This window comes from Calothrix sp. PCC 7507 (genome assembly GCF_000316575.1).
Taxonomy (GTDB): domain Bacteria; phylum Cyanobacteriota; class Cyanobacteriia; order Cyanobacteriales; family Nostocaceae; genus Fortiea.
The window spans coordinates 6,333,409-6,347,214 of the sequence record NC_019682.1 but is presented as its reverse complement, the minus strand read 5'-3'; the positions used below and the strand labels follow the sequence as shown (position 1 = coordinate 6,347,214).

14 protein-coding genes are annotated in these 13,806 nt (G+C 43.3%); 8 read left to right on the top strand and 6 right to left on the bottom strand.

What is annotated here, in order from left to right; genetic code table 11:
* Positions 1-87: 87 nt before the first annotated feature.
* Both CAL7507_RS27220 and CAL7507_RS27210 read right to left on the bottom strand, forming a co-directional pair.
* Positions 88-921: a Uma2 family endonuclease gene (locus CAL7507_RS27220; RefSeq protein WP_015131705.1), complete on the bottom strand. Its 834-nt coding sequence runs from the start codon at positions 919-921 to the stop codon at positions 88-90.
* 242 nt (positions 922-1,163) lie between these two features.
* Positions 1,164-1,991: a carbohydrate ABC transporter permease gene (locus CAL7507_RS27210; protein WP_015131704.1), complete on the bottom strand. Its 828-nt coding sequence runs from the start codon at positions 1,989-1,991 to the stop codon at positions 1,164-1,166.
* Positions 1,992-2,227: 236 nt separating this feature from the next.
* Between CAL7507_RS27210 and CAL7507_RS27205 the strand changes: the two genes are divergently transcribed.
* The 5 genes from CAL7507_RS27205 to folE all read left to right on the top strand — a co-directional run bounded on the left by CAL7507_RS27205 (position 2,228) and on the right by folE (position 7,383).
* Positions 2,228-2,923, top strand: a complete 696-nt coding sequence (locus CAL7507_RS27205) for an aldehyde oxygenase (deformylating) (RefSeq protein ID WP_015131703.1) — start codon at positions 2,228-2,230, stop codon at positions 2,921-2,923.
* A 335-nt stretch (positions 2,924-3,258) separates the two neighbouring features.
* Positions 3,259-4,278, top strand: coding sequence for a long-chain acyl-[acyl-carrier-protein] reductase (locus CAL7507_RS27200; protein ID WP_015131702.1), 1,020 nt, complete (start codon positions 3,259-3,261; stop codon positions 4,276-4,278).
* 139 nt (positions 4,279-4,417) lie between these two features.
* Positions 4,418-5,398 carry an acetyl-CoA carboxylase carboxyltransferase subunit alpha gene (locus CAL7507_RS27195; protein WP_015131701.1) on the top strand — a complete coding sequence of 327 codons (981 nt, stop codon included), beginning with the start codon at positions 4,418-4,420 and terminating at the stop codon, positions 5,396-5,398.
* 335 nt (positions 5,399-5,733) lie between these two features.
* On the top strand, positions 5,734-6,459 hold the full coding sequence (locus CAL7507_RS27190; RefSeq protein ID WP_015131700.1) for an SDR family oxidoreductase: 726 nt from the start codon (positions 5,734-5,736) through the stop codon (positions 6,457-6,459).
* A gap of 216 nt (positions 6,460-6,675) precedes the next feature.
* Positions 6,676-7,383 (top strand): GTP cyclohydrolase I FolE, encoded by a 708-nt coding sequence (gene folE / locus CAL7507_RS27185; RefSeq protein WP_015131699.1) that lies wholly within the window; start codon positions 6,676-6,678, stop codon positions 7,381-7,383.
* Positions 7,384-7,559: 176 nt separating this feature from the next.
* Here the strand turns inward: folE and CAL7507_RS33735 are convergent, their stop codons facing one another.
* Together CAL7507_RS33735 and CAL7507_RS27175 are read right to left on the bottom strand one after the other, a co-directional pair.
* Positions 7,560-7,919 carry a transposase gene (locus tag CAL7507_RS33735; RefSeq protein ID WP_236557007.1) on the bottom strand — a complete coding sequence of 120 codons (360 nt, stop codon included), beginning with the start codon at positions 7,917-7,919 and terminating at the stop codon, positions 7,560-7,562.
* 23 nt (positions 7,920-7,942) lie between these two features.
* Positions 7,943-8,623: a phosphoribosylanthranilate isomerase gene (locus tag CAL7507_RS27175; RefSeq protein ID WP_042342543.1), complete on the bottom strand. Its 681-nt coding sequence runs from the start codon at positions 8,621-8,623 to the stop codon at positions 7,943-7,945.
* Between the two features lie 331 nt (positions 8,624-8,954).
* Here CAL7507_RS27175 and psaK point away from each other — a divergent pair, with 331 nt between their 5' ends.
* On the top strand, positions 8,955-9,209 hold the full coding sequence (gene psaK, locus CAL7507_RS27170) for a photosystem I reaction center subunit PsaK (protein WP_015131697.1): 255 nt from the start codon (positions 8,955-8,957) through the stop codon (positions 9,207-9,209).
* A gap of 61 nt (positions 9,210-9,270) precedes the next feature.
* Here the strand turns inward: psaK and CAL7507_RS27165 are convergent, their stop codons facing one another.
* Positions 9,271-10,200: a carbohydrate ABC transporter permease gene (locus tag CAL7507_RS27165; protein WP_015131696.1), complete on the bottom strand. Its 930-nt coding sequence runs from the start codon at positions 10,198-10,200 to the stop codon at positions 9,271-9,273.
* Between the two features lie 573 nt (positions 10,201-10,773).
* On the opposite strand from CAL7507_RS27165, the gene CAL7507_RS27160 reads away from it, so the two are divergent.
* Positions 10,774-11,439 carry a GIY-YIG nuclease family protein gene (locus CAL7507_RS27160; protein WP_015131695.1) on the top strand — a complete coding sequence of 222 codons (666 nt, stop codon included), beginning with the start codon at positions 10,774-10,776 and terminating at the stop codon, positions 11,437-11,439.
* A 115-nt stretch (positions 11,440-11,554) separates the two neighbouring features.
* On the top strand, positions 11,555-12,463 hold the full coding sequence (locus CAL7507_RS27155; RefSeq protein ID WP_015131694.1) for a nuclease A inhibitor family protein: 909 nt from the start codon (positions 11,555-11,557) through the stop codon (positions 12,461-12,463).
* Positions 12,464-12,542: 79 nt separating this feature from the next.
* Here the strand turns inward: CAL7507_RS27155 and CAL7507_RS27150 are convergent, their stop codons facing one another.
* Entirely contained in the window at positions 12,543-13,634 is a 1,092-nt protein-coding gene (locus CAL7507_RS27150; RefSeq protein WP_015131693.1) for a DJ-1/PfpI/YhbO family deglycase/protease, read from the bottom strand.
* Positions 13,635-13,806: the final 172 nt, after the last annotated feature.

Genomic DNA, 13,806 nt, shown 5'->3' with positions numbered 1-13,806 from the left:
GCCCGTGGGCTAGTACGCCACGGCGTAAATAAGGCTACTATTTTCAAACCACACAAAGCCTACAGTATATACTTCAGCCTTCTTGTACTAATCCCCTTCTTCATCACCAAAATCAGGTTCAACACCAAGGGCGCGCAGTTGTGCGGCTAATCTTTCGGCACGTTGTCGTTCGATTTGGGCTTGTTGTTTTTCGCTTTCGGCACGTTGTCGTTCGATTTGGGCTTGTTGTCTTTCCCTTTCTGCTCGTTGTCTTTCTCTTTGGGCTTGTTCTGCAGGAGTGAGAACCCAATTACCCAAGTCATCATACCACCGCAACCATTCCCGCTCTATACCTTGATAGACACCAGTCCAAAGTCCTAAACCTAGCTGAATGTCATTAATCCAAACACGCGCTTGACTGATTTCTAACTCAGTGTAGCTACTACCTTGTAACTGAAAGACTTGTAGCTGGTCAGTATAGCGGTCAAAGACTATGTAATAAGGGACTCTTAAAACTTGTTCGTAGACTTCCCACTTAGTCGGGGGTTGGCTAGCATCTCGTAAAGTTTGTCCCAAATCTTCTTTTTCTGTTCCTGGTGAAAGTAGTTCTACCACCACAAAGGGATTAACGCCTTCTTGCCAAACCACATAACTCAGACGCAGTTCTTGTTGCTCATACAACCTTGATACACCGACAACAGCAAACCAGTCAGGGCGTTTGTACCACAGGGGATGATGAACATCATAGTAAAGGTTCAAATCTGTAGCAACAAACACCTGATTTTCCGGGAAGTTGGGGGGAGAAAAGGTTTCCCGTAGTAGCTGAGGTTGTAAAAGGTGAAATTCGTCAGGCAAACCGGGTTCCTCTGGGTCTTCACTGGGAAGATCATACATTGTCGGCAGGAATTCTTTAGGAGGACGCGGTGGGTCGGTTTGATACATAACGGCTAGTGGAAGATTTGAGGTATATCAACTGACATCTGGCACTATTCTCAATAAGTGTAGGGTGGGCATCGCCCACCAACACAATTATGAGGGTTTCAGGCAACGGTGGGCACTGCCCACCCTACAAAAAAATGCCTTGTTGCAACTGGTACAAGATGTGAATCAACCTAATACTATTGTGGCAGAATTGCTCAGTGGCAGGGAGCAGGGTGAGAGGAGGAGAAGCAATTCCCCATTTCCTAATTCTTAATCCCTGTCGTCGCAATACCCTGAATAAATTGCCGTTGACCGATGAGGAATAGTACCATTACAGGTACTGTGGTGATTGTTACTGCTGCCATCATCAGGGGCCAATTATTGGTGAATTGTTCTTGAAACTCTGCTAATGCCAGTTGGACTGTCCTTAATTCTGGTCGTGTGGTGAATACTAGCGGCTTAAATAAATCATTCCATTCGCCGATGAAGGTGAACAAAAACAGCGTCACTAAGGCGGGACGGGCTAAAGGTAACATCACCCGCCACAAAATTTGCAGTCGGTTAGCCCCGTCTATGGCGGCGGCTTCCTCCAATTCCACAGGAATTGTCTGGAAATACTGACGTAACAAAAAAATACCAAAGCCGTTGACAGCAGTGGGTAAAATAAGCGCCCCATAGGTGTTGATTAAGTGTCCCCACTTCAATACTAAAAAGATGGGAATCACCAACAACTGAAAGGGAATTACTAAAGTTGCCAAGATGACTAGCAGCAGCGCTTGTTTACCACGAAATTTCAGCCGTGCGAGGGCGTAACCAGCTAATGCCGAAGTGACAATTTGAAACGCCGTCACAGCGATCGCTACCAAGGTAGAATTAGCAAACGCTAACAAAAACTTGCCTCGTTGCCATGCATCGCGGTAATTAGCTAACGTCCAATTATTTTTGGGTAAAACTTCTGGAGTCGCCCCCGCAGGTGCAAAAGAAGTGAGGAAGACTACAAATAGGGGCAATAAAACAATTGTAGCCCCCACTAGTAGCACTCCTAGGCTCCAAAAATCGACAGATTTTAAATTCCAGTTAGGTTTGGTCATTGGTCATTTGTCATTGGTCATTTGTCAAGAGATCATAAATTATTCTCTCTCAGTCCCCAGTCCCCAGTCCCCATGCCCCATTCCCAAATAACTAAAACATCGCCCCCAGCAACAGCTAATCTATAAACATAGTGACTTGTTAAGTTAGATTAAATCACAGTGATCATTACCTTAGATTCCTGGGGTAAATTAAATTTTGGTATCAAATGATTCACATTTACAGGGGTGAACATAACATGCAGCAACTGACAGAGCAATCTGAAATTGATTTCCAGAGTGAAATATACAAAGACTCCTACAGCCGCATTAATGCGATCGTGATTGAAGGAGAACAAGAAGCCTATGATAATTACATCAAGCTGGCCGAACTGTTGCCGGAAAATCAAGCGGAACTCATTCGCCTATCAAAGATGGAAAGTCGCCATAAGAAAGGATTTGAAGCTTGTGGGCGCAACCTGCAAGTAGTGCCAGATTTAGAATTTGCCAAGGCGTTCTTCTCTGGATTGCACGGAAATTTCCAAGCGGCGGCAGCAGCAGGTAAAGTGGTTACTTGCTTGCTGATCCAATCTTTGATCATTGAATGTTTTGCGATCGCTGCATACAACATTTACATTCCCGTAGCTGATGATTTTGCCCGTAAAATCACAGAGGGAGTAGTAAAAGATGAATATAGCCACCTCAAATTCGGAGAAGTTTGGTTGCAAGAACACTTCACCGAAGCCAAAGCGGAACTAGAAGAAGCAAATCGCCAAAACCTACCTATTGTTTGGAAAATGCTTAACCAGGTAGCAGATGATGCCAAAATATTGGCTATGGAAAAGGACGCTTTGGTAGAAGACTTCATGATTCAGTACGGAGAGGCTTTAAGTAATATTGGCTTCACTACTCGTGATATCATGCGCCTGTCAGCCTACGGACTCATCGCCGCTTAGATATAGTGCTGAGTACTCAGTACTGCCATCCAATCAGAAGGCAGTACTAATGAAAAAGTTCATCACTGTATGTGTAAAGAGGGACTAGAGACTAAGCACTGGGGACTAATATTTTTACTCAGCAACGCCAGTTGCTTCTCCTGTCGGAGACGCTACGCGTAGCAAGATTCCCTACGGGGTACAAGTCGGCGGAGCCGCCCAACTCACTGCTTCCTCAGCACTCAGCACTCGGAACTTTTTCTGACGCTTTGTGTAGTCTTTTTAAGAATTAGTTATCATCTCTTAACCCACCAATTCCACGCTTTCGACGCAGCACGCGCCTAATACATCAATACATGTTTGGTCTAATTGGACATCTGACTAGTTTGGAACACGCTCAAGCGGTAGCCCAAGAATTGGGATACCCAGAATATGCCGATCAAGGGCTAGATTTTTGGTGCAGTGCCCCGCCGCAAATTGTCGATAATATTACCGTCACTAGTGTAACTGGGCAGAAAATTGAAGGACGGTATGTAGAATCTTGTTTTTTGCCGGAGATGTTGGCAAATCGTCGCATTAAGGCAGCAACACGCAAAATCCTGAATGCTATGGCTCATGCTCAAAAGCATGGTATCAATATCACGGCTTTAGGAGGGTTTTCCTCAATTATTTTTGAAAATTTTAACTTGGAGCAATTTAGCCAAGTCCGCAACATCAAGCTAGAGTTTGAACGCTTTACTACTGGGAACACTCACACTGCTTACATTATTTGTCGGCAAGTAGAACAAGCATCCAAGCAATTAGGAATTGATCTTAAAAGTGCCACTGTTGCTGTGTGTGGAGCAACTGGGGACATTGGTAGTGCAGTCACGCGCTGGCTAGATGCGAAAACAGATGTCAAAGAACTACTGTTGATCGCCCGTAACCAAGAGCGTCTCCAAGAGTTGCAAGCTGAACTCGGACGGGGAAAAATCATGGCTTTAGAAGAAGCACTGCCCCAAGCTGATATCGTGGTTTGGGTTGCAAGTATGCCCAAAGGCGTGGAAATAGACCCCAGTATTTTGAAACAACCGAGTCTACTAATTGACGGTGGCTATCCTAAAAACTTAGCAACGAAAATTCAGTATCCCGGCGTTCATGTGCTAAATGGTGGAATTGTCGAGCATTCACTGGATATTGACTGGAAAATCATGAAAATCGTCAATATGGATGTGCCAGGACGCCAGTTGTTTGCTTGTTTTGCGGAATCAATGCTCTTGGAATTTGAGAAGTTATATACGAACTTTTCTTGGGGGCGTAATCAGATTACCGTAGACAAAATGGAGCAGATCGGTCAAGTGTCAGTCAAACACGGATTCAGACCATTGCTAGTTTAGTGACTGGGGACTGGGGACTGGGGACTGGAAAAGAGCTTACTAATCCCTAATCCCCATTGCCCCTTATCCCCAGAGGGGGCCCCGAGTTCCCCAATTCCCTATCCCCAATCCCCTATCCCCCATTCCCTAATGTCAAACTATGGCAACTACCGAGCGTAAACCGCTACTATTGGATTTTGAAAAGCCGCTAGCAGAACTTGCAGCCCGGATTGATCAGATTCGGTCACTAGCAGAAGAAAATGGTGTCGATGTTTCTAGTGAGATTCGGAAACTAGAAGCAAGAGCAATGCAACTGCGTGAGGAAATTTTCAGCACACTCTCTCCTTTCCAGCGATTGCAAGTTGCTCGTCATCCACGTCGTCCCAGTACTTTAGATTATATTCAATCCATTAGTGATGAATGGATGGAGTTACATGGCGATCGCTGTGGTGGTGATGATCCGGCTTTAGTTGGTGGCGTAGCTCGTTTGGGTGGGCAACCAGTGGTGATGTTAGGTCAACAAAAAGGGCGCGATACTAAAGACAATATCGCCCGCAACTTCGGCATGGCAGCCCCAGGAGGCTATCGTAAGGCCATGCGGTTGATGGAACATGCCAACAAATTTGGGATGCCGATTTTAACTTTTATTGATACACCGGGGGCTTTAGCTACGATGGTAGCCGAGCATCAAGGGGCAGGAGAGGCGATCGCCTACAATTTGCGAGAAATGTTTTGCTTGGATGTCCCCATCATTTGCACAGTTATTGGTGAAGCTAGTTCTGGCGGGGCGCTGGGTATTGGTGTGGGCGATCGCCTATTAATGTTTGAACACGCCGTATACACCATCATTAGCCCCGAAGGCTGTGCCGCCATCCTCTGGAAAGATGCCAGCAAGGCATCCCAAGCAGCTGTTGCTCTCAAAATTATTTCTCATGATCTGAAAAACTTGGGCATTATCGACCAGATATTGCCTGAACCTATCGGTGGTGCCCACTCCGACCCTTTACAAGCCGCTACGACGCTCAAACAAGCACTACTAGAAAATTTAGATCAACTCCAGCGCTTAACTTCTCAAGAACGACGCCAACTGCGCTATGAAAAATTCCGCAAAATTGGCGTTTACACGGAAGCTACCCACTAAAAACATTCAAGATGATTAATTAGCATAGCAGAAGTGCTATAATTGCCTAGGTTGCTTAAAGATTTTTAACAATCTTAATCAGTCATAGGCATTTGCATTTTAGGCAAATCAGCTCAATTTGAGGATTGGTTTGCTTTAGAGTGTCAAGCCTGATTTCTCCAGCGAAGCTTTGTTGGGAAAGTACTGAACTGACAATCTACCCATATTGGCACTGTGGAATAGCATTTGTCAAAAACTCATCGGATTTTTAGACTTGTTTAATCTATTCAACCCGAAAGATTTTAATAATTGGGTAGCGATAGGTTCGCAGAACCGCCAATAAATCGGGAGATAGCATGAGTGTTGAGCAAAAACGACGCGCCCTAATTACTGGGGCAAGTAGTGGAATCGGGAAAGCAACTGCTTTAGCTTTTGCCAAAGTGGGAATAGATGTTGCTTTAGTCAGCCGTTCTGTGGATAAATTAGAGGCGGTTGCAACAGCAGCAAAACATACAGGAGTTGAAGCAAAAGCTTATGCTGTGGATCTAGCTTGTATCCAGGAAGTAAAAGACAAGATACAAGCGATCGCCCATGACTTTGGCGATATAGACATTCTGGTAAACAGTGCTGGCATAGCATATACAGCCAATTTGAGTGAAATCCCCTTAGAAGACTGGCAGCAAGTGTTGAACTTGAATCTCACCAGCGTGTTTCAGTGCATCATGGGAATTTTACCCAAAATGCGCGATCGCGGCAGTGGCACAATTATCAATGTAGCTTCTATTGCAGGTAAGCAAGCCTTTCCTGGATGGGGAGCGTACAGCGTCAGCAAAGCTGGACTAATTTCCCTGTCTCAAACCTTGGCACAAGAAGAACGCGCCCACGGTATTCGCGTCACTGCTATTTGTCCCGGTGCGGTCAATACCGGACTTTGGGACACAGAAACAGTCCATGTAAACTTTGACCGTAACAAAATGTTAACGCCAGAGATTGTGGCTCAGTCTATTCTTCACGCTGTTCTGTTACCACAACAAGCAGTCATTGATGAATTAACCCTGATGTCCAGTGCTGGCGTTCTCTAAATACTGAGTCCTAAAATCAGTGAACAGTGTAGACGCGTAGCGGCTTGCCGCAGGCTACAGTGAACAGTTATCAGGCGTATGGCGTAGTCACACAGCGCACCAACGCCAGGAACTCAAACCCAACTGATAACTAATAACTGATAACTGATACTTCGACTTCGCTCAGTACAAGTAACTGATAACTGTTAATTTTCACCCTAACTAAAGACTGTCATCATGACTATCGCTGGTTCAAACGGTTCCAATCGTTCTCAATCTCCGCTAATTCCCGACTTGGCAGAGGCCATCACTCCTAGACCCGATCGCAATACTCATGACGGACGGGAGCCTGATTTGCATCCACCTAAAGAAGAAGAGATGGAGCAAATGACAGCGGCCGTGCGCCAGATATTACTAGGTGTCGGAGAAGACCCCGAACGCGAAGGACTCCTCAAAACTCCCAAGCGGGTAGCAGAAGCAATGCGGTTTCTCACCAGTGGCTACAACCAATCCCTAGAAGAACTCCTCAATGGTGCCGTTTTTGATGAAGGCCATAATGAGATGGTGTTAGTTCGGGATATTAATTTCTTTAGCCTGTGTGAACACCACATGTTGCCCTTTATGGGTAGAGCGCATGTAGCTTATATCCCCAACCAAAAAGTTGTGGGATTGAGTAAATTAGCCCGGATTGTGGAAATGTATTCCCGCCGCTTACAAGTACAAGAAAGACTTACCCGCCAAATTGCTGAAGCAGTTCAGACCATTCTCGAACCTCGGGGAGTTGCGGTAGTCATGGAAGCTAGCCATATGTGCATGGTAATGCGGGGTGTACAAAAACCTGGTTCTTGGACTGTCACTAGCGCAATGGTGGGAGTGTTTCAAGAAGAGCAAAAAACCCGTGAAGAATTCTTTAACTTAATTCATCACCAAGCAGCGTTCTTTTAAGGAATTGGGGATTGGGAAGAGTTCAACTAATCCCCTTGTCCCTAGTACAGGTCGGCAGAAATAAGAATACCATTGTAGTGCGAGCATCTTGCTCGCATATAAACGCGAGCAAGATGCTCGCACTACTGAAATATTCGTGACACGACTCCGACCTGAAGGTACGGAGCTTCTAAGAATCACTTCTTAGGCTTCCTAGTTGCTCCCTTGCGGGTTTTCGACTTTGACCTAGATTGAGTTTCCCCAGCATAGGCATAACCGTCTGCATAGGCGTTTTGGATTCCGGGCTGTCCACCCGTACTAATCAGAGATATTCCTCTGTTTTTAATTACTTGACCACTAGCAACATCACGATCCGTTATGTAGTTACAGCTAGAACAATGATGTACTCTGACACTCAAATCTTTTCTAACGAACGCTCCACACTCAGGACACTCAATGGATGTCCCCCTTGCGCTAACCTCACCGAAGAATTTACCACGCTTCCAGCAAACATACTTGGCTATAGTTCGGAACTGTCCAAACCCCGCATCAAGCATTTGTTTCCCAAGCATCCCTTTTGCTAAAGTGCGGTAATCCAAAGTTCCCAGTCCCGTTTGGTTGAGCGTAGTCGAAACCCAGTCCCTAATTTCTCGAATAACTGAGCGACTTTATCCAAATCCTTATTCCCTGGTGCTAGTTCTACACCACTGGATAAATCAATGCCATTGGGTTTTACCTGACTCAAAGCTGCTGTAATATTATCTGGTGTGAGTCCGCCAGCTAAAAACCAAGGGCGCTGAGGATGGAATTGTTGTAGCAGACTCCAATCTAAAGTTTTGCCTGTACCGCCTAGCTGCTGGGGATGATAGGCATCAAGTAGCAACGTATCTATATAGTCTGTGTAACTAGTAACTTGGTCGAGATCATCACGACTCCGGATTCTCAAAGCTCTAATAATTTCTATCTTAGGTAAGAATTGGCGCACTTTGTAGCAAAATTCTGGTGATTCATCTCCATGTAACTGGACACCAGTCAAGCCAGAATCAACAACTGTCTGGATAATTTCTAAAATGCTGGCGTTAGCAAACACACCGATTTTGTCAAAATTATCTGGTAATGGGGCGATCGCTGCCCGAATTTGCGCTTTATTAACGTAGCGGGGTGAAGAAGGGACACAAATAAATCCTAATGCCGTTGCACCCAGAGAGGCGATCGCTATAGACTGCTGTGGTTGAGTGATTCCGCAAATTTTAACCCGCATAATCATTTTGTGTTGAAGGGGATTGGGCATTGGGCATTGGGAGAGAATAATTTATGATCCTTGACTCTTGACAAATGACAAAACTCAATAAAAGTTGATTATCTTACGAATATCTTGTTGATTTTTCCTAATAAATTTTATAATTTAATGTAGTTGAGTCGCACCCAAAAAATAAAATTGTGTAGTTTGACTTGAATAACGAAATCTAACATTTTCAGGCATTTGTCAGGTTGAAATTTCTTAAACCAAATCTACAATTATCCTTAACTGAACTGTATTGTTTTATAATCTTGTAGGTTTACATCTATTTTCCTATTTAGGAGACAAAAGCTTGATTTCATCAATCCTTTTAGCAGCTGCTGCATCTGTTCCTGCCACACCTGTGTGGAATCCAACAGTAGCGATTATTATCAGCGTCAGTAGCATAGTATCAGTTTTACTGGCTACCAAGATTCAGTATCCCTTAGTTGGGCCTAAGTTGCCAATTCTCCCTGTAAGTATTCCCACATTTTTAGGTGCATTGGCTTTTGGTCACATTATCGGCGTTGGTATCGTTTTAGGATTGACTAACATCGGTCGTATTTAGGTTCGAGTCAGCAAGACGTTACATTTAACGTCTTGCTTATAGCGTTTCCTAAAAACAGAGACTAGACTGTGATATTATCCCCACTTTGCTGATTAATTGCTAATCGCAAAACTGATAAACCCAAAATTATCAAAAATAGCACTAGCCCAATTGTGCAAGCATAGCTAATTTCCAAGTTACTGAATGCTTGCTCATATAAATAGTAAACAATAGTTTTCGAGCTATTGAGCGGCCCTCCTTGGGTCATGATATATACTTCTTCAAATACCTTGGTGGCAGAAATAGCTGAAATTACTGCCACTAAAGCTAGGTAAGGTTTCATCAAAGGTATAGTAATTTCCCAGTGTTTGCGGATACCATCCGAGCCGTCGATGGCTGCGGCTTCATACACGTCAGTAGGAATTGATTGCAACCCTGCTAAGTAAATTACCATGTAATAGCCAAGCCCTTTCCATACAGTCACAGCCATAACGCTGGCTAAGGAAATAGGTAAAATGCCAAACAGCTTTGTGGGGCTAGTTAGCCAGGGAATTCCGTCTGGAAAAATACCCAAAGCTTTGAGAAATTGATTGAGTAAGCCATTTTCTGCATATAACCATTTCCAAGCTATCCCCGCAACTACCATTGAAATCACCACTGGTGTGTAGTATGCAGTTCTAAACCAGTTCATTCCCCGCAATGGCTGATTTACCAAAATTGCTAATCCTAAAGGAGCAAACACTAAAATCGGCACGACACCGACAAGATAAAGAAAAGTGTTCTCTAATGTCTTCCAAAAAACGGCATCTTGCCAAAGCTTGAGGAAGTTAGCAAAACCAATCCATTGTGGCGGTTGGGCAATATCTTCGTAGCTGGTAAAGCTGAGGTAAAATGCTTGTAGTGCAGGCCAAAAGACAGTTAACCCCAAAATTATTAAGGCAGGTAGCAAAAACAAATAAGGAGTTAACCGTTGTTTGATGAACATCCAATTTTTAGGCGTCAATTGATTCATAGGGGCGTTTTTTAGTGGTGTTGGCGGCTGGATTTCCCGCCCGTGATGAATGCTAGACAGAAAAGCTAATTAATATTACACGAACATTTGTAGTTAAAGAGCGATCGCTAATCAATCAACTAAACCTCATCTCAATTACAGCACCTAATTAGAAATACTACTTCGATGAATATCAAGATAGATAACCTATACAGTTCCCTCATCGGTATATGCAGTTTATGATAACGACTGAATAGAATTTGGTGATCTACCCCAATAGAGGTACACTCATCAACAATGACAGAAAACTGGGAGAATAGTTAGTTAGGCATGAATATTTATCGCTGGGAATAGGCAATCTTGCTATAGGACAAAGGAATTGAGTCTTGTTTACATTTCTCTACATAGTTAGGTTTAATTGTGCCCACTTACTTACAACTACAGATAAATACATCTGCATTGATCTGTAGACTTTTGTTAAAAATTGCAGAACCAGCCCTAGCTTTGTTGAGGTTGTGAGTAGATTTCAGCCTCAACGTTGTTCTAAAAATATCTATTTGCGCTAACCAATTAATTGCATGGAGAGAAACGACGATGGAAACTGAAAACAACCTGCCAATTGAGCATCAGAATGTACCAGGAAATCATCGTGGCTTGCATGACTTTTTGTATAGTTCCGATGATGAACACATTACTACTCAGGTGGCTGTAACTCCTGATTTAGCCAACAATGGGGCGGAAATTCAACCCTTAGCCGCTTGGTGTGAAGCTTTCCAAAACACGAAAATTGCGGGTGTTTACGCAGTTTTGGATACAGAACGCTACACGCAATATATTGGGTATTCCCGAAATGTATTGCTTTCGCTTAATGGTCATGTCACCAAAAATAGCGAGCAAAAGTGTGCTTTCGTGCGTGTACAGACATTCAAATTCCCGAAGCGCCAAGAAATGGAAGATTTACGAGATGCTTGGATTGCAGAATTAGACAGCATTCCTCCCGGTAATGGTTCTGACAGCGATTTGTGGGCTAGTACAGTAGGTGAAGTTGCTAAAGCAGTGATGTCAGAAGTAGAACGCCAAGTCTATGAAGAGAAAAAGCTGAAATTACGGAAAGCAATGGCTGACACGACACTTTCCCACGCATCAGAAACGATGAATGCGAGTGCAGATGAACGGCGAAGTCAACTTGAAGCGGCTGTTAAAAATGATGATTGGAGTGTAATTATTGACGCACAGACACAGGAAACAAAACCTGAGTAATTTCAATTTTCAAGTGCATTTTCTGAGATAATTACTCAAGCTGAGATAGAAGCAAAGCAGGCATAGTTCTGAGTCAATTGAGATTTTGTGAGCGTGACACTAAGTAGGAAATGAAATGAAATCTAGCAATGCTAACCTTTTGGCTCAACTTGAAGAACTCACACCTGGAATATGCCTTTATTACAGCGATTCAGACTATACGTTTAAGCCTATCATTTGGGAAGTTGATACCAAAGGAGAATTAACGATAGAGAATTTGTTACGAGAAGTAACTCCTCCTTTTGATGAGTACCGACCAGGAGGGAAGATTATTAAATCTGCAAACTTAGATAATTATTTGCAGATGATCTACCAAGAGGCTAGAAAATATGATCCGGATATTGCTGTAGAAATAGCGCAAATATATCAAACAGTAATTAAGTTACTACAATCATCTCTGACATTCCTAGAAGTTGCAGAAATTCGGGAACTTAACGATCCAAATTCCACCTTTCGGATAATTTTTGGCAGTACAAAATCTGGAGAATGGATTGGAATTGCTCCCCAGTTAGAGGCAGAGTTTCAAGAAATGGCTCCTTATGGTGAATACACACATGGACAGCCTTTGTTAAGCGTGCATCCACCGCAAACAAAAATTACAGCCGAATTACTTGCTAAACTAGAACCGCTGCTCAAAAATTTAAAATTCTATGAGCCACAACCTTTTGTATATCTTTCTGATCGTATAAGTGAAGGATTTATCATGAGAGTGGGAGCGACTAGAGAATTGATGTTTAATAGTTTATTAGATGCTATTGGGTTTGCTAGAACTTTTCCCTATAAAGAATTTTATCGGGATGCAGAAGATGATAATGATGAAGAATTTGCTACTGAAATTAAACCTTTGGATTTATTAATCCAGTCACGTTTAAGTAATTTGCGTATGTATTTATTTGGGCTGGTATGTACCTATCATGTATATGTGCTTGGTCAAACTCCAGAGGGTGACTGGGCTGGTGTTTCGACAATCGGCATTTGGTCTTAATGAAGTAATACTGAGGGCTGGGTTTCCCCGCCCTACAGGTTTTGCGGTTTAAAACTTTACCTGACTGATCTGAAAACCGCTATAAGACTGATCCTGTAGTTGGTTGAGGAGACTCAACTCTATCAGTTGTCAGTTGTCGATACATCTGTCCTAGTCGCTGCTCGTATGTGAGCAAATCGTTGTAAATTTCTTTGAAAATAGCGGTTGCTTTTGGGTCAGTAAACATCGTACACAAATTGCCTACATCGCCAATACCTGTTTGCAAATCCCCTAAAGCGCAACGTATTTGATATACGTCATCGCTTCCTGTGAAAGCAGCTTTCACCTTGGCATATTGCTCGGCAATATTAGCAGCTAAAGAGGGTTTTTCACCCAAATGTTGCAGATAAGTTTCCAGCTTTTCGATGTGGCGCTGTTTATTACCAATCATCTCTTGAAATAGAGAACGCGCTTCTGGATTTGATTCTTTTTCGCTGTACTTCTCCAATGCTTCTAGCGAATAACGTTCACCAGCCAGGGCGGTATTTAAACCTTTGACGATATCACCTTTAGTGGCACCACCCCAAGCATCAGCCAGTTTCCACCATTCAGCATTTCTATCTTTTTCATTGGGTAATGCAGCATCTTTGCCACCATAACCCAGACGACTCAAAATAGCGGTGGTAAAAATTGCCAAATCCCCAGGTTCGCGGGATGTAATCAAATTCCCGTCAATTACCAACGGCTCATCTAAATAGTTTGCACCTGCGTTGATCATGTCCTTGCGGATAGCACTGAAACCAGTGGCTTGTTTAGCTTTGAGTAAATCTCCCTCAATCAAAACTTGTGGCCCGTGGCAAACCGCAGCTATCCATTTTCCTTGTTGCATAGCTTCTTGTACGAAGCGGACTGTATTGGGATGTCGCCGCATTTTATCGGGAGCCATACCACCAGGAATCACTACTGCGTCAAATTCAGAGGCGATCGCGTCAGTTATCGTGCGATCGGCCTGCATGGAAAGTTTACCCTGCTTACCTTTATATTTTTCATTCAAACGGGCACCGAGGACAACTACTTCAATCCCTGCTTGTTTGAGCGCATTATAAGGAATCAAGAATTCTACATCCTCGACTGCATTTTCAATCAGGATGGCAACTTTCTTTCTTGCAAAATGGTTGTGGTCATGTGTCATAATTTTTTCCAGCTATTACTAGAATTTATTAATAGTTTCTAATGTTACACATATAGCGCATTCAGCCTCCTCACGAGAAGTTGATGGGGCTAGGCTTTGTACATGTGTAATCAACTCATCGTGTTCCACCTTTTACCTCCAATACTCAAAATAAATGGTGGTATTTTACTAA